The 25,934-nt window shown below is 34.7% G+C and carries 22 protein-coding genes; 12 read left to right on the top strand and 10 right to left on the bottom strand.

Annotation, left to right across the window (positions count from 1 at the left end; all coding sequences use genetic code 11):
- Positions 1–31: 31 nt before the first annotated feature.
- Positions 32–1,384: a SpoIID/LytB domain-containing protein gene (locus ROY99_02990; GenBank protein ID MDT3695330.1), complete on the bottom strand. Its 1,353-nt coding sequence runs from the start codon at positions 1,382–1,384 to the stop codon at positions 32–34.
- A 372-nt stretch (positions 1,385–1,756) separates the two neighbouring features.
- On the opposite strand from ROY99_02990, the gene rocF reads away from it, so the two are divergent.
- Positions 1,757–2,680 (top strand): arginase, encoded by a 924-nt coding sequence (rocF, locus tag ROY99_02985; protein ID MDT3695329.1) that lies wholly within the window; start codon positions 1,757–1,759, stop codon positions 2,678–2,680.
- Positions 2,680–3,204: a hypothetical protein gene (locus ROY99_02980; GenBank protein MDT3695328.1), complete on the top strand. Its 525-nt coding sequence runs from the start codon at positions 2,680–2,682 to the stop codon at positions 3,202–3,204. The genes rocF and ROY99_02980 overlap by 1 nt, the downstream gene beginning before the upstream one ends.
- Here ROY99_02980 and ROY99_02975 read toward each other — a convergent pair.
- Positions 3,176–4,837: a hypothetical protein gene (locus ROY99_02975; GenBank protein MDT3695327.1), complete on the bottom strand. Its 1,662-nt coding sequence runs from the start codon at positions 4,835–4,837 to the stop codon at positions 3,176–3,178. The two genes, ROY99_02980 and ROY99_02975, sit on opposite strands and share 29 nt — an antisense overlap.
- Complete coding sequence (locus ROY99_02970; GenBank protein MDT3695326.1) at positions 4,834–5,409, bottom strand: sigma-70 family RNA polymerase sigma factor; 576 nt, start codon at positions 5,407–5,409, stop codon at positions 4,834–4,836. Before ROY99_02970 ends, ROY99_02975 begins: the two co-directional genes overlap by 4 nt.
- Positions 5,410–5,593: 184 nt before the next feature.
- Between ROY99_02970 and ROY99_02965 the strand changes: the two genes are divergently transcribed.
- From ROY99_02965 to ROY99_02955, 3 genes are all read left to right on the top strand, one after another.
- Positions 5,594–8,989, top strand: a complete 3,396-nt coding sequence (locus ROY99_02965; protein ID MDT3695325.1) for a S8 family serine peptidase — start codon at positions 5,594–5,596, stop codon at positions 8,987–8,989.
- A gap of 125 nt (positions 8,990–9,114) precedes the next feature.
- Positions 9,115–10,410 (top strand): MFS transporter, encoded by a 1,296-nt coding sequence (locus tag ROY99_02960; protein ID MDT3695324.1) that lies wholly within the window; start codon positions 9,115–9,117, stop codon positions 10,408–10,410.
- Between the two features lie 158 nt (positions 10,411–10,568).
- Positions 10,569–10,970, top strand: coding sequence for a hypothetical protein (locus ROY99_02955; protein ID MDT3695323.1), 402 nt, complete (start codon positions 10,569–10,571; stop codon positions 10,968–10,970).
- Between the two features lie 85 nt (positions 10,971–11,055).
- On the opposite strand, the gene ROY99_02950 is transcribed toward ROY99_02955, so the two are convergent.
- The 3 genes from ROY99_02950 to corA all read right to left on the bottom strand — a co-directional run bounded on the left by ROY99_02950 (position 11,056) and on the right by corA (position 14,186).
- A complete protein-coding gene (locus ROY99_02950) occupies positions 11,056–11,553 on the bottom strand; it encodes a cytidine/deoxycytidylate deaminase family protein (GenBank protein MDT3695322.1) in 498 nt (165 codons plus the stop codon).
- 237 nt (positions 11,554–11,790) lie between these two features.
- Positions 11,791–12,810: an NAD(P)/FAD-dependent oxidoreductase gene (locus tag ROY99_02945; GenBank protein MDT3695321.1), complete on the bottom strand. Its 1,020-nt coding sequence runs from the start codon at positions 12,808–12,810 to the stop codon at positions 11,791–11,793.
- Positions 12,811–13,061: 251 nt separating this feature from the next.
- On the bottom strand, positions 13,062–14,186 hold the full coding sequence (corA, locus tag ROY99_02940) for a magnesium/cobalt transporter CorA (GenBank protein ID MDT3695320.1): 1,125 nt from the start codon (positions 14,184–14,186) through the stop codon (positions 13,062–13,064).
- A 172-nt stretch (positions 14,187–14,358) separates the two neighbouring features.
- Here corA and ROY99_02935 point away from each other — a divergent pair, with 172 nt between their 5' ends.
- Positions 14,359–14,541: a hypothetical protein gene (locus ROY99_02935; GenBank protein MDT3695319.1), complete on the top strand. Its 183-nt coding sequence runs from the start codon at positions 14,359–14,361 to the stop codon at positions 14,539–14,541.
- A 179-nt stretch (positions 14,542–14,720) separates the two neighbouring features.
- A complete protein-coding gene (locus tag ROY99_02930) occupies positions 14,721–15,119 on the top strand; it encodes a hypothetical protein (GenBank protein MDT3695318.1) in 399 nt (132 codons plus the stop codon).
- A 97-nt stretch (positions 15,120–15,216) separates the two neighbouring features.
- Here ROY99_02930 and ROY99_02925 read toward each other — a convergent pair whose 3' ends face one another.
- The 4 genes from ROY99_02925 to ROY99_02910 form a co-directional block, all read right to left on the bottom strand.
- Positions 15,217–15,666, bottom strand: a complete 450-nt coding sequence (locus ROY99_02925) for a hypothetical protein (GenBank protein MDT3695317.1) — start codon at positions 15,664–15,666, stop codon at positions 15,217–15,219.
- Between the two features lie 98 nt (positions 15,667–15,764).
- Entirely contained in the window at positions 15,765–16,478 is a 714-nt protein-coding gene (locus ROY99_02920; protein ID MDT3695316.1) for a GNAT family N-acetyltransferase, read from the bottom strand.
- The gene (locus tag ROY99_02915; protein ID MDT3695315.1) at positions 16,459–17,658 is read right to left on the bottom strand and encodes an MFS transporter; all 1,200 of its coding nucleotides are present in this window, start codon (positions 17,656–17,658) and stop codon (positions 16,459–16,461) included. Before ROY99_02915 ends, ROY99_02920 begins: the two co-directional genes overlap by 20 nt.
- 54 nt (positions 17,659–17,712) lie before the next feature.
- Entirely contained in the window at positions 17,713–18,561 is an 849-nt protein-coding gene (locus ROY99_02910; GenBank protein ID MDT3695314.1) for a UbiA family prenyltransferase, read from the bottom strand.
- A 379-nt stretch (positions 18,562–18,940) separates the two neighbouring features.
- Between ROY99_02910 and cas3 the strand changes: the two genes are divergently transcribed.
- From cas3 to tnpA, 5 genes are all read left to right on the top strand, one after another.
- On the top strand, positions 18,941–21,238 hold the full coding sequence (gene cas3, locus ROY99_02905; GenBank protein MDT3695313.1) for a CRISPR-associated helicase Cas3': 2,298 nt from the start codon (positions 18,941–18,943) through the stop codon (positions 21,236–21,238).
- Positions 21,239–21,507: 269 nt separating this feature from the next.
- Positions 21,508–22,266, top strand: coding sequence for a type I-C CRISPR-associated protein Cas5c (gene cas5c, locus ROY99_02900; protein ID MDT3695312.1), 759 nt, complete (start codon positions 21,508–21,510; stop codon positions 22,264–22,266).
- Entirely contained in the window at positions 22,263–24,005 is a 1,743-nt protein-coding gene (gene cas8c, locus ROY99_02895; protein ID MDT3695311.1) for a type I-C CRISPR-associated protein Cas8c/Csd1, read from the top strand. Before cas5c ends, cas8c begins: the two co-directional genes overlap by 4 nt.
- 21 nt (positions 24,006–24,026) lie before the next feature.
- Positions 24,027–24,875 (top strand): type I-C CRISPR-associated protein Cas7/Csd2, encoded by an 849-nt coding sequence (gene cas7c, locus ROY99_02890; GenBank protein ID MDT3695310.1) that lies wholly within the window; start codon positions 24,027–24,029, stop codon positions 24,873–24,875.
- Between the two features lie 596 nt (positions 24,876–25,471).
- Positions 25,472–25,933 (top strand): IS200/IS605 family transposase, encoded by a 462-nt coding sequence (gene tnpA, locus ROY99_02885; GenBank protein MDT3695309.1) that lies wholly within the window; start codon positions 25,472–25,474, stop codon positions 25,931–25,933.
- The last annotated feature ends 1 nt before the right edge of the window (position 25,934 follow it).

Genomic DNA, 25,934 nt, shown 5'->3' with positions numbered 1-25,934 from the left:
ATACCTAAACCCATATACTTACTATCAGTCATTAATAAATCTTTTTTAAAACGGCATCTTTAAAATAGTGGATAACAATCTCATCAAATTGATAACCTTGTTCAGCCATTACAGCGGCACCAATTTGACAAAGCCCGACACCATGTCCCCATCCTGCTCCGCGCAATATAAATTTTTCAGGAACTCCGTTAACATCTCCAGACTTTTCAACAATGAACGCAGAGCTGTAAAGATGTGTTTCTGAAAGTATCCTTCTTATCTCAAGCTCTTTTCCAATGGTTAAAGTTTTATTTGTTCCTATAATTTTCAGTTTAATCAAGCGTGAAGAAAATCCTCTTTCAATTGGAATAAGATCCCGAATAAATCCAAAATCAATTCCACTTTTCTTTCTTATAAGCTCTGATAATTCCTGTTGAGTATATTGCACTTCCCATCGGTAAAAATCTTTGGTTTCCTGATCGTAATCCAAAAGTATTTGATTTAATATTTTTTGATCTGTTGTATTACAAAATGCAGGCGGACTTGCTTTAATCCATTTTTCAGCGTTTAGCTCTTTAGAAAAATCATCATCAAAATCATCAGCAACAAACTTGTAATCATAAATCGAGCTAAGCGAAGGATGTTTAACCGGTTCCCAAACATTTTCAAATGATTCTGAAATACCGCCGCACGATTTTGAAAAGCGAGCATCAAGTATTTTATTGTCTTCAAGTAAAACAATTCCGGTAGTTTGTTCAACAGCCTTTCTGACAGCCTCCGAAGTCATTTTGGTTACACCCTGATAACGCTGGCAATGATCATCAGCGCAAACATCAAACAATTTATGATCTTCTCTGTCGTACCATTTTATATACTCATCTTCTGTTTGATATGTTGTGTGATAATTAATATGCTCGCTTTGTATTCTTTTGGACTTTTCAATTTGTGCAAGAAGCCAGCTTCGGGAAACAACAGCGGTTGCCTTTAACAACGACAAAGAACATTTAGCACTCATCTCTGAAGAGATAACACTCATTAAATATTTTTCAATTGGAATAATATTAATTACTGCTATTTTGTCACCATCTTTAAGAAGCTTTAATGAATATGTAAACCGCTGTTTTTCCTTTCGTTCCCAATGAAATTTCACTCCAATTATCACATCACGAATAAGAAAGGATTCATTATCCGGTTCCTGAGGTTCAAAAATTATCTCGTTGGTTATTTCTATTTTATCCTTATCGCTTTTACAAACGATTCTGTCGTTGATAATCTCTGCTTCAAATTTTCCGCTGAAAAAATTTTTAAATCCGTAAGAACCGTATTCACCATAAAGCTCAAACTTAATTTTGGAAGCTGTTAGAATTCCTACGCTGATATAAGGTTCACCTTCGTAATCCAACATTGTACACCCTTATTTTAAATAAAGATATTTAATTACTGTTAAAATATAACGATTGTGGCGATGAATATTTGAGAACAAAACCAATTCATCAGGCGAATTAAGTTCCTTAAAATTCACATAAATTTAATAGCATAAATTTTTTATACTTACATGAGAAATCACCAGCATCTTTTGAAAACCAGCAGTCTAAACATCCATCGGAGAACTTCTTAAAACAGAATAAAGATATGTGTCAGAGTTTTACTTATACTGTTAATAAAAGATTACCTGCTATAAAAACAAACAGAGACGAGACGATGTTAATAGAAGGATCTTGTTCAATGGTAATTTAACATCAATCTTGTTAACTTATTAAAAGCAAATTCAATATTTATGATTAAACAAACAGAACAAATAGTTTCAATAATTGGCTTTCCTGTTGATCTTGGTGCCGGAAGACGAGGCGTTGATATGGGTCCTTCTGCTTTAAGAATTGCAGGATTAGAAAACAAACTTAAAGCACTTGGCTACAAGGTAGAAGATACCGGCGATATTAACATTGAGATAATGGAGAGACAAAAAATTATCAATCCAAAGCTTAAGTATCTGAATGAAATTTTAAAAACATCTAAAAAACTTGCTGCCAGAATCGAAAAAGTTTTAGAGCAAAATAAGTTTCCGCTTTGTTTAGGCGGCGATCATTCAATGGCGCTTGGAACACTGGCGGGAATAGCATCATACTGCAGAAAAAATAATCTGACTCTTGGTGTAATATGGATTGATGCTCATGCAGATATGAATACAGATGAAACTACTCCTTCAGGAAATATCCACGGTATGCCGCTTGCCGCATCAATGGGACTTGGGCATCCGGAGCTTGTTGATTTCTATGGATTTAGACCCAAGTTAAAACCAGAAAACTGCACCATTATTGCAGCCAGAAGCATTGATATTGAGGAAAGAGAAATCATCAAAAAACTTAATCCGACTGTTTATACTATGAGCGATGTTGATAAACTTGGGATACACAGAATTATTAACCGCGTGTTAAAACAGTTTAAAGAAAGAGTAGATCACATCCATGTTAGTTTTGATGTTGATAGTGTTGATCCAAATTTTGCGCCCGGAGTTGGAACTCCTGTTCCCGGTGGATTAAGTTATCGCGAAGCTCACTTGTTGATGGAATCAATTGCAGAATGCGGATGTATGTCTTCGCTTGGAGTTGCAGAAGTGAATCCAATCCTTGATGTTAAAAACAGCAGTGCTGTTTTTGCCGCCGACTTGATAGCCTCAAGCATGGGTCAAAGAATTTTATAATGAACTCAAACGAATTTAATAAACTTCTGATTGTTCTGGCTGTAGTTATATTTGTGCTGATTATCAGCGGAGCTTTAACAACAAATATTTTAAATATTACAGCGTATCTGTCAATTGCTGGCGGCATAGGATTCTTTTATTCTTCATATATTAAAAAACATCTTACCGGAGTTATTATCGGCTCAGTGCTTTTCTTAACCGGCTCTGTGATGTTTGTTTTTACAAAATATGAGATTGTTGGATTCGAAAAAATATTTATACCTGCTGCTTTATTTATTCTTGGGGTTAGTCTTTTAACAGGCAATTTGCTGGTTCGTTTAAATAAAGCCTCACTGATTCTTTCAGCCGTAATTATTATTGCCGGTATCTGGTTTATATGGGATAAGGGAAATGCTAATTTAGAATTATTTTCTTCAGCAGTTTTTGCAATTCTAAAAAAATACTGGTTAATAATAATTTTAACGGCAGCAGTTATCGGATTGGTTTCTTATTGGTTTAACCGAAGAATTGATAAAATGAATTAATGTTCTTCTCTTTAATCAAAAAAGAACTGGTATTTTTCTTCAGGCTTTTAATTTCATCCAACAAATTGTTTACATCGCCGCTGAGTTTAAAGAATGAGAAGATAAGCAGCAAAAACAACACGGCAATAACTACGTAAGAAACAAGCAAACCTCTTTTAAGTTTTGCCTCACTTCTTTCATAATGAAATTTTAGTGAATCAAAATCCTGTTCAATTGCTTTAAACAACTTATCTGCAACACTACGCTTTGTAAGATCCGGCTGTTTCTCAGAATCAGTATCAGACTCTGCGATTGTTTTTGCATCCCGCACAGCTTTATTTTGAACCTGTTCTGTAACCTCCTCTTGAGTTTTTTCAGTTTGTTCAACAATTGTTTCACTGCCTAATAATGGTTCAATAGACTGAGTGTATGTTTCGGCTGATTCAGTCATAGGTTCTTCAGATTGTTCAACTATATCCGAAGCCTGTTCATTAGTCAGAGGTTCTTCAAATGCTTTATCCGTATCACTCACCGGTTTTTCAATAAATTGTTCGTTAAACGACTCAACAGCATCAGACAACGCTGTCTCAATTGGCAGCGATTCGGTTAATTCTTCTTCAGATGATTTAATCGTATGATCAAAAGATATTTCAGCCGGTAATTCTTTAAAAGGTTCAACTGTATCAATTGGCTGGGTTTCAATTGGTGGTTCTTCAAAGGGTTTTTCTGTGATGTTTTCTATATTGGGCTGCTCAATTTGATCAAACTCAGTTTCAGAAGTATTTATTAAGTCATAATCGGGTAAAACAACATCATCTAGATTAAAAGTTGCTTCCTCGATTTCCATGTTGAAATTATTTTCCTCAATAATATCCGGAATTTCTGTTTTGATTCCGGTTACTTCTTCAAATTCTCCCTGTTGTTCAGGTGCTGATTCTTGAGTGTCATTTAATTCTTCAATTTGCGGTTCAAACTCTTTTTCAACAACATCTGGTATTTCAATTTTGATTCCGGTTACTTCTTCAAATTCTCCCTGTTGTTCAGGTGCTGATTCTTGAGTGTCATTTAATTCTTCAATTTGCGGTTCAAACTCTTTTTCAACAACATCTGGTATTTCAATTTTGATTCCGGTTACTTCTTCAAATTCTTCCTGTTGTTCGGGTGCTGATTCTTGAGTGTCATTTAATTCTTCAATTTGCTGTTCAAATTCTTCTTCAATAAAATCTGGTATTTCAATTTTGATTCCGGTTACTTCTTCAAATTCTCCTTGTTGTTCGGGTGCTGATTCTTGAGTGTCATTTAATTCTTCAATTTGCTGTTCAAATTCTTCTTCAATAAAATCTGGTTCTTGTGATATGGCAACATCAACTTCTGGCAGTATTTGTTTTTCTTCCTGAATAATCTTCTGAGCACGAATTTCTTCGGTTAATTTAATTAATCTTAAAGCAATCTTATCCTTTAGTGATGGATCAGGCAGTTCCAATGGAAGTGAAATGGGTAAAAGCGAGGCGACACTCTGCAAAGCACCTAATTCATCCCATGGAAATAAATGTCCTCCATTTATAAAATCAGAAAGAATTTCTTCGTCGGAAGAATCAAGACATCCCAAAGCCTTTGCCTGAAGTAATCCAATTATTTTTTGTTCATCAATCATTGAATTCCCTCTTTGGCAAGGTTTTCTTTAATGATGTTAAGTGCAACCCGGATTTTCGATTTAACTGTTAAAAGCGGAATGTTCAGTTTAGTTGCAATTTCGGATTCAGCCAAGCCATCATAATAAGCCAGGGATATTACATACTGTTGTGCTTCGGTTAAATTATGAATTGCGAATTGTATTTTTTCCCTATTCAGCAAAATTTTTGATAAATCATTAGGAGGAATATGTATAGAGAGTTTTGGTAAAATATACTCATCTTCAAAATCACTGGTATATTCGGGCAGCTCTATATTTTGAGTTCTTCTCAGAGTATCAAGTGCTTTATTACGGCAGAGATTAATTAATACAGCATAGGGATTGTGATGTTCAAGATTTAGTTTGGGTGTCTTTTGCCAGATAATCACAAAAACATCAGTAAGAACTCCATCAGCCATTGCCGTATCGCTTACAATTCTTTTTATAAAAGTAAATAAAACGGGCGAATATCTGTCGTAAAGAGCCTCAAGAGCTTTAGAATCTTTGTTTAGGATTCTTTTGAACAGTTCTATGTCATTTAATTCTGTTGTCAAGCGCCTAAAAAATATATTGAACTATTTTTCTTGTTCTAAAAGTATAGCTCAGTACTTAAAAAAGCAATTTTCTTTTAAAAAGATATTTAGAATTCTCTAATTATATAAAATTGAAAATTGAAAAGGTTTGTAGTCTTCAACTTTAGTTATTAACTTTCGCTTACAAACAATAAGGAGTGGTACTTTGAAACAGCTAATACTTTTCTTCGCACTTTTACTGATTTCTTCTAATGGTTTTTCACAGGTTGAAGTCAGCAGCAGACTGCAGGATGCTCTTAATAGAGCAGGTCAGGATGATTATCTTCAGGTAATTGTTTTACTTCGTTCTCAGGTTGATCTTGCATTCCTGGACCAACAACTATATACAGAAAAAGCATCATTACAACAAAGAGCTTATCAGGTTATTACGGCTTTGCAGCAAAATGCAGAAAGAACGCAGGTTGAATTAAATAATTATTTTACATCAAAATATGAGTCGGCAGATATTTATTCATTCAAATCTTTCTGGATATCAAACATGTTTGTTGTAGAGGCAAAACCGAGTGTTATTTATGAATTGATGAACAGAATGGATGTAGCAGAGCTTGATGTTGATGCGTTAATCGAATTAGACAGACCAATTGCCGGCGATGATTATATTCCAGAGAATACTGAATCAGTTGAACCTGGTTTAAAAATAATCAACGCACACCTTCTCTGGGCTCTGGGAATTACCGGTCAGGGCAGATTGGTTATGGGTATTGATACAGGTGTTCATCCAAACCATCCAGCTTTGCAGCATAAATGGAGAGGCAATCATGTACCGCATAACCAAGCCTGGTTTGATCCAGGTGGCGGAACAACAACCCCAAGCGATTGCGATGGACACGGAAGCCATACCGTAGGCACTATGACAGGCTGGTCGCCGCTTACCGGCGATACTGTTGGGGTTGCACCCGGTGCCGAATGGATTGCTGCAAAAACGATATGTTCAAGCCCTCATACATCAAACTCAATTGCAGCTTTTCAATGGGCAATGAATCCAGATGGAAATCCGTCAACAATTAATGATATGCCGGATGCAATAAGCAATAGCTGGTATGATCCAGATGTTTCAAATGAATGTTCAGGTATTTATAAAACCACCTTAGATGCAGTAGAAGCTGCTGGTATTGCTGTAATATTTTCTGCTGGAAACAGCGGACCCGGCTCATCAACAATAACAAAACCAAAAAATATAAACACAAACACTGTTAACGTTTTATCTACAGCAGCAATTGATGGTGCTCTTTATATCGGCGGTAATAATAATCCTATTGCAAGTTTTTCAAGCCGTGGTCCTTCTCTTTGCGGCGGAACCGGCTCATTGCTGATAAAACCCGAAGTATCTGCACCTGGTGTTAATGTAAGATCTTCTGGTTCAGCTACCGGTTATACAGTATTAAGCGGAACCTCTATGGCTGCACCGCACGTAGCAGGCGCAGTTGCTCTGCTAAAACAATTTGCTCCGAATTTAACCGGAAAAGAAATTTTAGAGGCTCTTTATAACACAGCAGTTGATCTTGGCACACCCGGAGAAGATAACAATTATGGAATGGGATTGATTGATGTTTATGCAGCATTTTTAAGTTTGGGTACACCAGACACAACTGCCCCGGATCCAATTGTTGATTTATCGGCTGGCTCTCCTACTTCTAATTCTTTAACGCTGCAATGGACCGTTCCTTACGATTCTTCAATGAATGGAGTTACCGGATATGATATTCGATATTCTACATCTCCTATTAACGATACTACAGCGTTTAATAACGCAACTCAATTACCGTTTACAGCAATGCCTGATACTGCAGGTGCAACAGAGAATTATTTAGTTGAAGGATTAAGTGTTGCAACAACATATTATTTTTCTATTAAGTCAAGAGATATGTGGAGCAACTGGTCAGGATTATCTAATAATGCCAGCGGAACAACATTAGGCGCTCCGCAAATATCTGTTTCTCCGATGAGCATACATCATACATTAAGTCCCGCTGAAATAGTTGTTGATACTGTTACAATATCCAATGTTTCTGTAAATCCATCTACTTTAGATTTTACTGTTACATTGGAAAACAATACTTTCCCTGAAAGTTCAATAAGCACCTATCTAATTCCACAGGTTGGAAACAGCGTGGATATTAACAGTAACGATGATAAGGATAATCCAAAGGAAATAGGCGGAGTAAGTATTGATGGTCAGGGAGGACCAGATTTATTTGGTTATAAGTGGATTGATAGCGATGAATCCAACGGACCTCAATATGTTTGGGATGATATTGTTTCTACCGGAACATTAGTAACAAACTGGACTGCAACCAGTACTTTTAACCCGAAAGATGAAGGATATGCAGGACCTTTTCCATTAGGCTTTAACTTTAAATTTTATGGAAATATTAAAACTCAGATATATGTCAGTTCAAATGGAGTAATATTATTTTCACCAATAACGTCTAACATCTATACAAATGCTACAATCCCAAGTACCGCAGTACCAAATGAATTTATCGCACCATTCTGGGATGATCTTGACGGTGTATCTTCCGGTACGGTTCATTATAAACAAGACGGCAACAGATTTATAGTGCAGTTTACCGGCTGGCACAGATATTCCAATCAGGGGTCTTTAACATTTCAGGTAGTTCTCTACTCAAGCGGTAAGATAATGGTTTACTATAACAATATGAGCGGAACACTAAACTCTGCAACAGTTGGAATTGAAAATGCTGCGGGCACAGTTGGATTGCTGGTTGCTTACAATGCCAATTATGCTGCCAATAATAAAGCACTGCAATTTTCTGCTGAACCAGAATGGCTTACTAACGATGTAAACGGCGGAACATTATTTAATGGCAACAGTGCTAAAGTTGTATTAACATTTAAGAGTGAAGATTTTCCACTTGGTAATTATTCTATGGATTTGAAGGTAGCAAGCAACGACCCAGTAAATCCGCTGGTTACTGTTCCTGTTACTATGGAGATAACAGTAATTCCGGTTGAGTTAACTGGATTTACGGCTAATTCAGACAGAAATAATGTTAGTATTAACTGGTCAACAGCAACCGAAATAAACAACTCGGGATTTCAGATTCAAAGACAGCTCAAAGGATCTGACGAGTGGACTAATATCTCGTTTGTTAACGGTAAAGGAACAACAACAGAAATAACTACTTATAATTATGTTGATAAGGGACTTGCTGTTGGAAATTACTCTTACAGATTGAAACAAGTTGATTTGGATGGAACATTTGAATATTCACCTGTTATAGAAGTTGAAGTAAATACTCCTGATCATTATACACTTTATCAAAATTATCCAAACCCATTCAATCCGGTTACAACAATTGAATATTCACTGCCTGAAAAAGCTGATGTAACAATTTCAGTTTACAATACACTTGGCGAATTGGTTTCTACGCTTGTTAACGGAACTATGGAAGCCGGTTATCAGAAAGCAAGCTTTAATGCTTCAACACTTACATCGGGCACATATATTTACCAGATGAAAGCAGTTGGAGGAGGCAAAACATTTACTGACACCAAGAAGATGGTTCTGATCAAGTAACTCTGACGATTGATTATTTTAAAAGGCGATTCAAAACAGAGTCGCCTTTTTTGTTATTTCTTAATTCTCATTTCACTAATTTTGCAGGCGATAATCCAAACCATTAAACATAAAACGGACAAATGATGACTGAACAACAAGCTAAAAAATCTGTATTCAAATCTTTCTCTCTCAATTACTGGATAGTAATATTAATGGAATTCTTTGAACGCGGTTCATATTACGGAATGATGAGTATTCTTTCTGTTTATATGACTGATCAATTAGAATACACTAAGGAAAGTGTTGGAGTGATAAAAAGCGTTATTCAACCGATGTTATATATCCTCCCTATTCTATCCGGCGCGATAGGAGACAGATTCGGTTATAAACGTGTACTGACATTTGCATTTATTTTTCTTGGTCTTGGATATTTTCTTACCAGCCAGACAACAGAGTATGCAATGGTCTTTGGAAGTTTAATTATTATGGCTATCGGCGCTGGTGCTTTTAAACCTATGATATCCGGAACCATTGCACGCGAAACCAATGAAAGCAACAGCACGCTTGGTTTTGGAATTTTTTATTGGTCAATAAATCTTGGAGCATTTTTATTTCCGCTGATTCTTGTTCCATATATTAAAAATACTTTTGGCTGGCAGTATGTAATGGTTGCATCTGCTATTGGAACTGCTGCAATGTTAATTCCTACCTTTTTTATCTACAAAGAACCAAAAAGACCAGAAAGTGCAAAAACTCTTGCCGAAGTTTTAAAGGGAGCGGTATTAGTTCTGACTGATTTCAGATTTATCGGACTGATTGTAATTTACTCAGGTTTTTGGATTCTATACTTCCAGATGTTTGATTCTGTTTTATGGTATGTACAAAAATATGTTGATGCAACATCTCTTAACAATTTTGTTAACGGATTGTTTAACGGAATGGGAGTAAGTCTAAACTGGAAATTTGATGTTGAGCATGTTACGGTAATTAACGCTGGAACAATAATTCTGCTTCAGATAATTGTTTCAAATATAGTAAAGAATACAAAAGCGCTGCCTACTATGATTACAGGGATTGCAATGGGCACTGCAGGTATGGCAATACTTGCTATCAATACCAATATCTGGATTTTTATGCTTGGCATTACAATTTTCTCAATTGGTGAAATGACAGCTCATCCAAAGTTTATAAGCTATGTTGGTCTTATCGCACCCGAAGATAAAAAAGCTCTATACCTGGGATACTCATTTTTGTATGGAGTTTTAGGAAGCTTTATCGGCGGAATACTTGGTGCAAATCTTTATGTCCATTTTGTTGATAAGCTTAATCAACCAGCAACACTGTGGATAGTTTTCAGTATGATTGGCGTAGTTACAATTATCGGATTACTATTGTACAATAAATTTGTGAGCCATCATAGAACAGCACAAAGCTCATAAAAGATTTTTTCCATTCGGCAATTATCAGGGCTTTGATATTTGAGACCGGAAAGAAACTGTTTCTGTTTTTATTAAAGATATTATTATCAGAATAATTTTTTTGTTGAAATCTGTTATTAATATAAAACCTTATCCATTTACAATTGTGGATTAACAAAATGGCTGATGATTACTGGAGCTGGCAGCCCGGCAAAGTAGATGTGTCAGACAGGTACTTTGAGCTTAAGTATGGTTATATAACCAGACCCATAGCAAGGATTGGAATCTGTAAGCATAAAATTTTTGTAGTTGAGTTTTTACTAAACTTTCAGGATGATATTGATTTATTAAAAAAGATATTTACTGAAGCTCTTCGGGAGATTGAATTATATCTTATCAATAATAGCAGCCCTGATCCGATTGAGTATATGATAAACCACACAAGAAAATGTTCTAACGCTTATGGAAAAATAAGATGGTACTATTTTCCGAATGGAGCAAATAAATCTATTTTCCTAAGTAAAAACTCTCTGTTTTTTAAAAGAGTAATTTCAATAAAAAAATATTTTTCAAAAATCTGAGTGTTGATTGAACTTCAGGTTAACCCTTTTCACAGCAGTTTAAGCAAATTGCTGATTATATAAACTATAAGCAAGATTTAAATAGTTACAAAGATTTTTCAGTTTTCTTTGCAGATGAATAGTTTAGCAGATCATAATTAATCTGTGTATCTGGCATATCCATTTTAACAATTTCAACACCAGCATCCGAATAAAATTGTGTTGCAAGAGTATCATGAAAATCTGAAAACACCACAACACGTTTTATTCCCGCAGCTATTAGTGCTTTTGCACAGGTGGTACAGGACATATTTGTTATATAAGCAGTTGCTCCAAAAACATTGACTCCATGTCGTGTTGCCTGCACCAGAGCATTTATTTCAGCATGATTTGTCCGCACACAATGATTATCAACGATTAAGCATCCAACATCTTCGCAGTGCGGTTGACCGGGCAGCGAGCCATTGTAGCCGGTTGCAAGAACAAATCTTTCTTTAACAAGTACGCATCCGCAGTGCATTCTTGGGCAGCTAGCCCTTTCAGAAGCAAGCATTGCAAGTTTTAAAAAGTATTCATCCCAGGAGGGTCTGTTTTTATTTGCCATTAAGTACGTTCCGGATGTAGTGATAAAAATTAATACTAAAATTTAATGTTGTCCGGAACAAATATATGAAGGTAATTGAAAAAACAGAAAACAATAAAGTGTTATCTTGTTTTGTAAGCCCACCGTTGTTTGCTTCTGCTTTTTTTAGCAGCTCTTTGATGATTAAAGCTTTTATAAACCTTTAGACTTCCGCAAAATCTGCAGGTTTTTAATTTATCTTCAGCATCCCACTCGCTTTTACAATTTTGACAAATGTAAATAAGTTTCTGAGGCATCGGTTATCTCCAAATTTTTAAGTTCGTTTAAGATTTTTGATTTTATATCCGTCTTTTCAGAAAGATAGCTGATCATTTTTCCACGGTTAAAAATTATTGAATATAAATTAGCTCCAAGTAATTTTGCTTCTTCTAATTTGGAAGAATAGGTTAAAACATTTGAAAGGTCACTGGCAAAAAAATCATGTTTTGCAGCACAATCACCCACTGCGTAAATATTTTTGTCGGATGTCCTAAAGTACTCATCAATAAGAATCCCTCTGTCTTTATCGTAAATAATTCCAAGCTTTTCAGCCATATCTACATTTGGTCTTGAGCCTGCACAGATCATTAGAAAATCACAATCTACTACCACATCTGAGTTTAGCTTAACACCTGTTACAGAATCAAGACCGATAACCTGCCTGATCTTGGAATCAAGAATAACACGGCCGCCAAGATTTTCGATCACTTCTTTTATCTTATAACTTATTTCGGCATCAAAAGAAGACGGCATTAACCGTGTTGATTTTTCTATAATAGTTACTCTTTTCCCCAGCCTGAGTAATTCATCGCAAAGCTCTACACCGATATAGCCCCCGCCATATACAACAATGTTTTCAGCACAAACAGCTTCCTTTTTTGTCTTTCTGATCAGTTCAACATCTTTATTTATAAGAATTACACCAGATTTGTTTATTCCTTCAATTGGTGGTTCAATAGCACGTGAGCCGCTGGCAAGAACAAGCTTTTCAAATTCTATAATTCTGCCGCTTGTTAAAACAATTTTATTTTTATCTCTGGAGGCAATATCATCATAAAAGATATTGAACATATTATTAAAAGTACCTGTAACAGGAGTCAGTATTTCCTCAATGATAGTATTTCTTTTATCGGTTTTTATAATCGCAATACTTTTATCGCTATAAGTACTTCTGGCAGATAAGGTACAGACTAAGGCAGGTTCACCATTATCGGCTATTACTATTTGATATTTTTCCATCGAAACTCCTGTTCAAAATCGATAACTAAAATGCTTGTTTTCTATAATCTCAAATTAGTTCTGGATCAAAGTTTAAGTAATAATAAAACTATACAGTTAAATACCTGAGAAAAAAACTTAAGTTCTACAAACTTAAAGCACTCAGGATTTTTTTAAATTTATTAGAATTTTGAATTGATAGTAAGATAATCTTTTTCAGAGCAATAGCAAGTTTTTTATTAACCGCTTGTTAAAGCACACATTTTTAAATGCTAAAACCATTTTTTGTGTTTGAAAAAAAGAGTCATACCGGCTATAATTAGTATTGTAAAAGCCCAGAAGCCCCAGGGATACATCCACTCAAGCCCAAGCTCGGGAAAATTTTTAAAATTCATTCCAAAAACACCAGCAATAAATGTAAGAGGAATAAACATAGTAGAAATAACTGTTAGTACTTTCATTACTTCATTTAGTTTGTTGCTTGTGCTTGAAAGATAGGTATCAAGCATACCAACAATCATATCGCGGTAAGATTCAATTGTATCAATAACCTGGATTGTATGGTCATAAACGTCACGCAGATAGACTCTTATTTTCTCATCGAAAAACTCAATTTCATTTCTTTGTAAAGATGATATTACCTCTCTTAAAGGCCAGATAGCCCTTCGCAGCAGAATCATTTCTCTTCTTAATAAATGAATTGTTTGAATATCATTTTTATCTGGATTAAGAACAACCGAGTCTTCAAGTCCTTCTATTTCTTCACCTTTTTTTTCTAATATATGAAAATAACTATCTACAATTGAATCAATAAGTGCATAGGCAAGATAGTCAGTTCCACTTTCCCTCATTTTTGTTGCAGATTTTCTTAATCTTTCTCTAACAGGATCAAATACATCGCCGGCATCCTCAAGAAAAGTTATAAGATAATTTTTTGTTAGTATAAAACTAACCTGTTCGTTCTTTAACGAATTGTCTTTTTCTTCCATAAAGAACATTCTTAAAACGATGTAAAGATAATTTGAGTATTCATCAACCTTGGGACGTTGATTTGTATTTAAAATATCCTCTAATGTCAGCGGGTGAATATCAAAAAGTTTTCCGATTGATTCTAAAATTTGTACATCGTGCACTCCATCAACATTTATCCAGCTTATTGTATCCGATACTTTATAATTCAGCAGTTCATCAAGATTAGAAATTGTTTTTTCCTCAAAATGCTCAGCCTTATAATCAAACAAACTAATAGTAATAGGATTTTTTTCTTTATCCCCGACATAAACAAGCGAGCCTGGAGCCAAACCAATATTTTTGGGCTTGTTCTTTATAAGCCTGGCAACTTTTCTTAGTTGCTTTTTTGTTTGATGTTTTATTTTTTTTCCGGCATTGTCAAGCATAATATTCTCAAGATTTGTTAAAACTTGTTTGTGGATTTATCCCAAAAATAAGTTTAAGTTTGATAAAAGAAATATTTAATGGTTTAATTATGTTTAAAATAACATTTAAAAACTTAATTGTGTTTCTATTCCCTCCTATGATATTTAGCTCTTGTTCAGAAGAAGATATTAATTGCTCCCTATGCGGGGCGATCCTGATAAAACATTCTATGTTACAATTATTGATACCTTAGGAAGACCTGTGAATAATTTAAGTATTACTGTTAAAGATGGCTGCGGAAATATTTTGAATGTGCCGCAAAACCCTATAACAGCGGCGATTGGACGGTACACAATAGTAGATGATGAGCACTAAGATCTTCTATCTATTCTCATTAACTGCAGCAATGAGATTTCTTTCTCCGCATCAAATGGAACAAAAGCAATTGATACAATATTTATATTTAACGTCGAATTGAGTGGAACATGCTATTGTGAATATCCTTATTTAATTAATATTAGTAACTATAAAAATCCGTCAACTATTATTTTTAAATGAAAATCTTTTTTATTTCATTCTTTCCGGTTTTAATTCTCTTTTCTTGTTCCGAAATAGAGAAAGATTGTATTTGCACAGGCGAGTTCAGATTTTATCTGGTAACAGTTGTAGATACGCTTGGTGTTCCTGTTGATTCTTTAACCGTTATTATTAAAGATAAAGATGGCGATGAACTTGATGTACAGCAGGATCCGTTTTTTCTTGATGAAGGCAAATACACAGTATTAAATGATTCCTTTACTCACATAATGTTTGCTTATGGTACGCCGCAGGTAATTTATTTTTCCGTAACTGATGGTATCAGAGCTGCAAAAGGTGAGTTTATGTTTAATACCGATGAATGCAAATGCCACATTAACAAAGTCTCCGGACCGGATACGCTGGTGCTTAGATAGTTTTTATTTTTCTCAAATACCACCCACTGAAAACTGGAATCTAAAGCGCAACCAATAAATTACTGCTTTAATGATAATGACTTAAAATTTAGCTATTCTAATTCCTGCCAAACAGTTCGGTAAGATTTAGTGTTGGTGTTTTGGATTTGCTTGCAAGTGAAACATACGTTAATGCAAGCTCCTCTTTCCCCGCACCAAGAACAGTGCTAACCAATCCCAAAGCTTTACCAAGATTTTCCGGCGCAATGTTTTTTGTAACACGATTCCATATCTCTACTTCTAAAACATTAAAAGCCGTATGTACTTCGTGCAAGCCGAATCCAGCATTAAATCTTTCTCTTGCAATCTGTGACGAATACTCTTTCATTGGCAGCAAATTCCTTTCGCTTACACATTGCTGTGTTAATGTAAGAAGGTTTAACAGCCTTGCTCTGTTTTCACTTTGTGAAGATTTACTGTAAGATTTTAAATAAGCACAGTTTAACGACTGATGAGCGTTTTCCAGAATTTCTGAACTTTGTGTTTTGAGTAAATCAACTAAATCCATTTTATAAACCAATAATTAATTATGTTTCAAAATTAAAGAATAATTATTAAAGCTTTATAACACTTTTGTGTTTTAAAGTCTCCGCATTAAAATCTTTTTCAAATCAATTTAATCCAGCTTACCAATCTGTCTTTAACGAACCCTAACTGCTCAACAAGATTAATTGCCTTTTGGTTTTTTTCCTCAATCTGTGCAAAAGAAATTTTACCGAGCTTTCTGTTTTGATGAATTAGCGAAAGAAGTATTTCTCTTCCATAACCTTTTTTTCTATAATCATCAAGAACATGCAGCGAGCCAAGAGCACCATCATCATGAGTTAAACCCCAGGCAACAAGTTTATCTTTTTTCATTATTGCAGCACTGATAGATTTTGTTATTCTTTCTTCAATATATGCTGGGGTTAAAAACTGTCTGTAATTCGACTGAGAAATTATAAAACCGATATGATCTGTTGTTAAAGGTATTACATCTTTTTTATTTGCAGGAACATCCACATCATCAGGCAGAAAGTAACGCATTGTAGTAAGTATCCACTCAGGTTTTCTTTTTTCGGTAATAAAAGGTATCATCCAATTTTCTACAGATGCAAAGTAAATGCTGTTACCGGCTCTCTCTAACAAAGCTTTAAGCCCGGCTTCGTTATTGCACACAATATAAACCCATTCAACATCGCTTGAGCCTTTAATCAGAAATGAGTTGTCTAATTCTATAATCTCTGTAATCGGATTGCTTTCGATAAAACCGATTGTACTGATATTTGTAATAAGATCCCGTTTAAGATGATTGATAATATTACTCAGGTCTGTTTCCATTTGAAGGAATCTTTTCTTTAATAAAAAACATTAATACTGCTGTAATCATACCGAAAAATAATGCAGAGTTCCACAGAAATGAAGAGCCAAAGTTTTCATAGACAACTGTTCCTAACCAGGGACCAGCAGAAAAAGCAAAACTAAAAGTCATTTGATAATATCCCATATACTCGCCGCGTCTTTCCGGCGGTGCAATTTCTGAAGTATATGCTGCAGTTGTTGGAAAGAAAATCATTTCTCCAAATGTAAAAACTATTATGGCAATTATAAGCGGTAATGTAGAGCCTGCAATTGCAAATCCGCCAAAACCCAAGCCTGCAAGAGAAGCTCCAATCATTAAAGATATTCTGTATGGAGTATTGCTCATCATATTATTAAGCGGAACTTCTGCGATGATTATTAAAACAGTGTTTATTGAACCGAACAATCCAAATGCTGCTGTGGAATACTTAAGATCATTAACTATGTATAGCGGAAAAGCGCCAAGATGCTGAAAGAAAACAAGATTTGCCGGGATGACAGCAAATAAAAAAAACAGATAATGCTTATCGTTCAATATCCCAAACTTTATTATGGATTTTTCTTTAACAGTCTCTTCTTCCTCAGATGACAGCGAAGACCATCTGACAGAATTAAAGTAAATACCTGCTGCAATTGAAGCAAAAGCATTTGCATAAAATAAATAATGATAATCAATAAGAGTTAAGAAACCGCCGATAACCGGGCCAATACTCATTCCGGCGTTTATAGCTAAACGATTTAATGCAAAAGCCATTCTGCGCTGCGGCGGAGTTACAATCTCAGCGATTAAAGAAAGATTTGCCGGACGAAATGCTTCATTAACTGCGGCAAGCACAAATGTTGCTGCAAGTATCCAGTAATAATCTGTTATAAAAGAGTAAGCAAAAAAAATCAAGCCCGTGCCATATAAAGAAAACTGCATAATTTTAATTGAGCCGATTTTATCGGAAAGTTTTCCTGTTAATGGTGCTGCAATAAATGCGGCAGCCCCGTAAACAAGCAGTGCCGTACCTGCTTCTGTTGGTGTTACACCGATTTTTTTTGTAAGATAAAGAGCAAGAAAAGGAATTACCATTGTGCCGGAGCGATTTATGAGCGAAGTAAAAAACAACGCCCACATATCATGCGGTAAATCCTTTAATCCTTTCCAGGGATTCATAAAAAAGAAATTTAAAATTATTTTGAAAGAAATATTTAAGAAAAGAACAGTTAACTATAATCCAATCAATCTCATAAATAAAAATATAAACAAACCAAAGGTCGCTCCAAGATAAAGTAAACGGATATATTTACGACCCTCTTCATTTTTTGATTTGATAAGTTTATATGTTGAAATACCGATAAAGATATCCATTACAGCGATTGGTATTAGGTATATCAGCTTAAACCACTTCAATAAAAAAGGTATAAAACTTAATAGTATTACAAATACAAATATAAACACACTTAATCTTAATGCTTTTTCTTTACCGTATTTAATTGCGATTGAGTTTGAGTCAATCAGCAGATCACCTTTAACATCCATTGAATCAGCAGCAATTTCTTCACCAAGATCAACGAGTGCCGCAATAAGTGCAAAGAACAAAACAATCTTATTGAGTGGTAATCCAACAGACAGACCTCCGAAAATAAAAGTCATACCAACGGAAAAACTAACCATAAGATTTCCGGCTAAACCATTCCGTTTGAATTTCCTGTTGTATAATAAACCAATTACTGTTAAACCGATTGAAAATAATAAAGCTTCAACACTAATTGTAAAGCTTAATATTAGTCCGGCTAATAATAAAAAGACTGCAAGCAACATCGCCTCGTTAGAAGTAACAGCTTTAGAAGGAATAGGTCTGTGAGGTGCGTTTATTCTATCAGTTTCAACATCAAAGTAATCATTTGAAACGAGTATTGAAGCGGAGATAAGAAAAACAGACAAAGCTGCTGATAGTGTTAAATAAAATGGTGCAAATCTGCCAAGAGCAAAAAGCTGACCAAGCACAACACAAATTCCAGCAGCAAGCGGAAGTTCAAATCTTATGAGTCTGAAAAGAGCTTTTAATTTTTTCACACCATAAAATTACTAATGAATTGGTTAACCAAAGTAACATAAAAACAAATTACTGCAGATAAATCTGTCATTAAAAATCAAATACAGGAATTTATGAGATAAGATCATTTAATAGTTATGAAATGAACTCTGCGCAAATAGTTGCCTCTGTTTCTCTTACTTGTTAAGTTTGCAACGGAAGTATGAATATCAAAGCAATATATGGCGATATCATTCCCTTCTTTCCTCTTTCATTTGCCTTTTGGGGGATGCTGATTTGGTGGGCAACATTATACACGCTGCTGGCTTACACAATATAGTTCTTTAATTTAATACAGCAATCACAGTTTAAAGTTTGTGATTAATTATTTGGTTCAACGGCTAATAATTAGCAGATAAAATGAAAAAAGAATTTATCGCACACATAAAAAAATCTTCAGAAGGAATTTGGGCAGAGCCGCATTATTTATCTACTCATCTTAATGATACTGCAAAAAGAGCTGGTGAATTCGCTTCTGAATTCGGAAATAAAGATTGGGCTGAGTTAGCTGGTTATCTGCACGACCTCGGAAAATATCATCCTGATTGGCAAAAGTATATTAGAAGAGAAACCGGTTATCATGATGAAGACGCACATATAGAAAATTATGGCAGCAGACCAAATCATAGCCAGGCAGGGGCTGCATATATTTTTGAAAAATTTAATTATTCTCAAGCGGCAAAAATTTTATCTTATGTTATTGGGTGTCATCATACGGGATTAAAAGACTGGATAGCAGATTTAGAAAACCGTCTTTTCGATGATGGTAAGCTTATTACTGATGATTTAGAGAAAATAAAAATAATTGAAGAAGCAAAACAGTTTCTTAATAAAGCAATCCCATCTTCCATTCCAACAGTTTTCAAGAATAAAACAGATAAAAACTCTAATGAACAAATTCATCTCTGGATTAGAATGCTTTTTTCTTGTCTTGTTGATGCTGACTTTCTTGATACAGAAAATTATATGGATGAAAAAGATAGAGGCGGGTATTTATCAATAGAAGAATTGAAGCAGCGATTTGATAACTATATGACGACCAAGAAATCGGTTGGAACACTAAATAAAAGACGAAATGAAATTTTAAATCAATGCAGAGAAAAAGCTAATCTTTCTCCCGGTTTCTTTTCACTAACGGTGCCGACTGGTGGAGGAAAGACACTTTCATCAATGGCATTCGCTTTAGAGCACGCTTTAATACACAAAAAGAAAAGAATCATTGTTGCTATTCCATACACAAGTATAATTGAACAAACAGCAAAAGTTTTTAAATACGGCACTGACATTGATGAAGAGATTGAAAAATTTAAACAGGAAGGTAAGTTTCTTTTTGGCGATGATCAGGTTGTAGAGCATCATAGCAATCTTGATCTTGAAAGCGAGAACACCAAGAACAGACTTGCAACCGAAAATTGGGATGCACCAATAATCGTAACAACTAATGTTCAATTGTTTGAATCGTTGTTTGGAAATAAGACTTCTGTTTGCAGAAAAATTCACAACATAGTAAACAGCGTTATTATTTTAGACGAGGCGCAAATGATTCCCACAGAATTTTTAAAGCCAATAATAAGTGTGCTCAAAGGATTGGTTAATCATTTTGGTGTAACAGTTGTCCTAATGTCTGCAACACAACCTGCACTTAACGGAAAAATTGGAAGCGACGCTAACACTATTGAGGGATTTGATAATGTTATAGAAATTATTGAAAATCCTGATTTGCTTGCAAAGGACTTTAAACGTGTTCAATATATTTTACCAAAAGAGTTTAATAATCCATCTGGCTGGATTGATATCGCAGAAGAGCTTCAAACCTATGATCAAGTTTTATGTATTGTTAATCAAAGAAATGATTGCAGGCAGCTTCATAAGTTAATGCCCAAAGGGACTGTTCATCTTTCCGGGTTGATGTGCGGTGAAGAAAGAAGTGAGATTATTTCTGATATTAAAACAAAGCTTAAGAATAAAGAACCAATAAGAGTTATCAGCACACAACTAGTTGAAGCAGGTGTTGATATAGATTTCCCGGTTGTCTATAGGGCTTTAACAGGACTTGATTCAATTGCACAAGCAGCAGGCAGATGTAACAGAGAAAATCAATTGCAGAGTGGAAAGGTGTTTATTTTTGTTCCACCAAAACCATCGCCGCAAGGATTTCTAAGAAAATGTGAGGATGCTGGTAAATCAATTCTTCGAAATAATTCTGATACTGAATTTACACCTAGTCTTTATTCAAAATATTTCAAATATCTATACTCAAATCTTAACTCATTTGATAAAGTTGATTTTTATAGTCATTTAGTCAGAGATGTATCGGATTTCAATTTCCAGTTCAGATTATTCGCAGAAAAGTTTAATATGATTGATTCAACAAAGCAGTTTAGCATTATAGTGCAATACAAAAGCACGAAAACCGGTAAAGACAGTCAGAGACTTATTGAACAATTAAAATTTGCAGGAGCTTCAAAAGAATTGATGAGAAAATTGCAGAGATATGTTGTTAACGTTCCTATTTATTGCTTCGATAAAATTAATAATACTGGCTATGTAGAAAATATTAACGGTTATTGGGTACAGAGTGATCCAAATTTGTATGTATCGGGATTAGGGCTGATTTGTGATGAATCTGATTGGATAATTGGAAGTAGTGTTGTATGAAAAATATATTTTGATTGATGTTAATTGAATTATATTTCGTCCCTCTGAGACCCCGTCATCTTTTTGTCCCTATCGAGACAAAAAAAGATTCCGCTTTAAGCGGTGAGGTTTTACATATAAATCCCTTTAGGGATAAAATACTTATAGAAAAAATTGTCAGAAATAACAAGAGTCCCTTTAGGGACGATATGTTCATAGAACGAATTAATGAATGAGAATTTAAGTCCCGTGGGGACGACATATTTAATAAATTTCAGGAGATAACATTTATGAACAACCTTAACCACAAACCATTCTGCCTTGAGGTTTGGGGAGATTACGCCTGCTTCACACGTCCGGAAATGAAAGTTGAAAGAGTGAGTTATGATGTTCCCACCCCATCATCAGTTCGGGCCGTATTTGAATCAATTTTTTGGAAACCAGCTATCCGCTGGCATCCAACAAAGATTGAAATACTAAATCCAATAAATTGGATTTCAGTAAGAAGAAATGAAGTTGGAGTTGTAGCCTCAAACAAAACCGGAATCATTGTTGAAGACAATCGTCAGCAACGAGCCGGATATTTTCTTCGAGACGTTAAATATCGTTTTTATGCTGTCTTAGAATTTGTACCTGTTGCTGAAAGAAAAAACATCAACTACAAAGCTGTACCAGAATTTCTCTGGGACTCTGATGAAAGAGAATTTATGCTTCAGGAAATAAAAGATTGGGAAGAAAAAAAAGATGCTTACAGAAAAGATGAAACTCCCGGAAAATATCTCGCAATATTTGAACGAAGAGCTACAAAGGGACAATGTTTTAACCAACCTTACCTCGGAACACGTGAGTTTAGCTGCAGCTTCAAACTGATAAAAGATTTTGAAACCAATCCAGCAAATACAGTTAATGAAACACGTGAACTTGGTTTTATGCTTTATGATATGGACTTTACAGATTTGAAAGACCCAAAGCCAATGTTCTTCCAAGCTAAGATTGAAAATGGCGTAGTTAATATTCCATCTATAACAAGCGAGGAGATAAGAAGATGATACTTAAAGCATTATATGATTATTATGAAAGGAAAGCATCAGACGCCAAAAGCAATATTGCTCCAGAAGGTTGGGAATGGAAAGAAATACCTTATGTAATAGTAATAAATAATGAAGGCAAATTTGTAGCAATCGAAGATACACGTGAAGGTGAAGGGAAAAAGAAAAGAGCAAAAAAATTTTTAGTTCCACAAACTGTGAAGCGAACAGTTGGAATAAATGCTAATTTGCTATGGGATAATATTGAGTATGCTCTAGGGGCAAATCCAAGAAATCGAAGTGATATAAATGAAAGATTTAGTCTCTTTAAAAAAAGAATTAAAGATGAAATAGATATAAATAATTTTCTGAATGTTAGGACTTTATTGTTTTTCCTTGAAAATAATCCGGTTTTGCAGATTGAAAATTCTGATTATTCTCAGGTATGGAATCAAATTATTGAAGAAAACCCTTTTATTGTTTTTAAGATTGATGGTTCTGCTCATAGTTGTATCTGCGATGATTTAAGAGGTGCACTTAAAATAATAACTTCTCAAACAGGTAATGGCGTATGTTTATTAACCGGCGAAGTGAATACAGAGGTTGAGCGACTTCATCCAGCCGTGAAAGGTGTTCGGGGAGGGAATACACAAGGTGGAGCTCTTATCTCATTCAATCTTTCTTCATTTAATTCTTATGGTAAAACTCAAAATTTTAATGCCCCGATAGGAAAGCGTGGTGCATTTGCTTATACGACGGCACTCAATGTTCTGTTAGGAAAAGATTCAAAAAATAAGATTACAATTGCCGATTCAACCATAGTTTTTTGGTCAGAGAAAAAGACTGAAGATATGAATCCGGAAGAAATTTTTCCCTGGGTCATCGCTGTTCAAAAAACAGAAAAGGATAATCCTGATGCAGGCGTAGATAAAATTGAAAAATTTATTCAATCAATTTTTACTGGGACTTATCAACAAGCAAAAACCAATCATTTCTTTGTCCTTGGTCTATCACCAAATGCTGCAAGAATATCTGTCCGTTTCTGGAAAGCGCCATCAGTTGAAGACTTTGGATTAAACATAAAAAAACATTTTGATGACTTTGAAATTATCCGAGGACCAAAAGAAGCCAGGTATCTAAGTTTATATCAAATCCTTTCGGCAACAGCGCTACAATACAAAATGGAAAATGTACCTCCAAACATTGTCGGAAGAGTTATAGAAAGTATAATTGATGGAACCCCCTACCCTCAATCCTTACTTCAACAATGTATTAGAAGAATCAGAGCAGAGCAAAATGTAAATCGTGCTCGTGCCGCAATTATAAAAGCATATTTCAATCGATTAAATAGAACTCAAAAACAAAATAAAAAGGAGATTACTATGTCACTCGATCTTAACAATAAGGATACCGCATATCGCATCGGTCGGCTATTTGCTGCTTTAGAAAAAATACAGGAAGAAGCTAACCCCGGAATAAACGCAACGATTAGAGACAGATTTTATGGTGCTGCCTCAGCAAGTCCAGTTACTGTATTCCCACGTCTTTTAAGTTTAAAAAACTCTCATCTAAAAAAACTGAGCGAGGGAAGGAAAACTAATTTCGAGAAGCTCATTGGTGAAATCGTAAATGAAATTAAATCATTTCCATCCAATCTTTCGCTTAATGATCAAGCAAATTTTGCAGTTGGGTATTATCACCAAAGACAAGATTTCTTTACTAAGAAATCAGATAAAGAAGATTCAAACAATAATAATTAATCAAATAAAGGAGAATAAAAAATGGAACCAATTAAAAATCGCTACGACTTTGTTCTTTACTTCGATGTAAAAGACGGCAACCCAAACGGTGATCCGGATGCAGGTAATTTACCACGCATTGATGCAGAAACTGGTAACGGCTTAGTAACTGATGTTTGTATTAAAAGAAAAGTTAGGAATTATGTTTTGATGACAAGAGAAGAAAAATCACCTTATGATATTTTTATCAAAGAAAAAGCAGTACTCAATACCCTAATTGATAAAGCGCACGAAGATGACGAAGTAAGTAAGAAAGAAAAAGGAGATAAAACAGAGGCTGCAAGAATGTGGATGTGTAAAAAATATTTTGATATAAGAACCTTTGGAGCCGTAATGAGTACAGGTAAAAATGCAGGGCAAGTTCGTGGTCCAATACAGTTAACTTTTGCGCGTTCTGTCGACGCAATCGTTGCACTCGAACATACCATTACCCGTATTGCCAAAACAACTGAAGAAAGATCTGAAACAGGAGGCTCGGAAATGGGGCGCAAATATACAGTACCATATGGTTTATATAGAGCACACGGATTTATTTCTGCTCACCTTGCAAACGACACTAAATTTTCTGAAGATGATCTGAATTTATTTTGGGAAGCATTGCAGAAAATGTTCGAAGAAGACCACTCTGCTGCACGTGGTGAAATGAATACAAGAAAGATAATTGCATTCAAACACAAAACCGCGTTAGGCAGTAAACCAGCACACGAGCTTTTTGCGCGTGTTACCCACAAAAAATTAGTAGAAGCTCCGGCAAGAGATTATTCAGATTATGAAATATATCTCGATGGGAAAACATTTTCGGAAACATTTAGGGTTATTGATGTGGATTGATAAATTTCTATATCGTCTCTATGGGACTTGTATTGTCTCAGCATTATTGATCTGGAAATATTTAGTCCCTATCGGGACAGGAGATAAAAAAATAAACTTATGAATAAATATTTCAACAATAATCCCGTTAGGGAGGAAATTTATCTCGATGGAAAAACATTTCCTGAAACATTTAAGGTTGTTGATGTGGATTAATGAATTTCTATATCGTCCCTATGGGACTTGTATTGTCTCAGCCTTATTGATCTGGAAATGTTTAGTCCCTATCGGGACAGGAGATAAAAAAATAAACTTATGAATAAATATTTCAACAATAATCCCGTTAGGGAGGAAATATATCTCGATGGGAAAACATTTTCGGAAACATTTAAGGTTGTTGATGTGGATTAATGAATTTCTATATCGTCCCTATGGGACTTGTATTGTCTCAGCCTTATTGATCTGGAAATGTTTAGTCCCTATCGGGACAGGAGATAAAAAAATAAACTTATGAATAAATATTTCAACAATAATCCCGTTAGGGATTTGATAGTTATAGAAAATTAGTGGCAACAATAAAAATATAGTCCCATAGGGACGAAATAAAAAGGAAATTTATGGCCAATACATATACGCAAATATATCTTCATCTTGTTTTTGCTGTACAAAACAGAATATCGCTGATTCAAGCTTCGTGGAAAAATGAATTATTCAAATATATTACCGGAATAGTCAGAAATAACGATCATAAATTAATTGCAATAAATGGAATGCCCGATCATTTACATATTGCAATTGGATACAAACCACATCAACTTATTCCGGATTTATTACAGGACATAAAAGGCAATTCATCAAAATGGATAAACGAGCAAAAACTCGTTAATGGTCATTTTAACTGGCAATCTGGTTACGGCGCCTTTTCTTTTTCGAATTCACAAATTGATTCTGTTGTTAAATATATAAATAATCAGGAAATACATCATAGGAGAAAAACATTTAGGGAAGAATATATTGATATGTTAAAAAAATATGAGGTGTCATACAATGAAAAATATGTTTTGATTGATGTTAAATGAA

Source organism: Ignavibacterium sp. (assembly GCA_032027145.1).
Classification (GTDB): Bacteria; Bacteroidota; Ignavibacteria; order Ignavibacteriales; family Ignavibacteriaceae; genus IGN3.
This window is presented reverse-complemented; position numbering and strand designations above follow the sequence as displayed.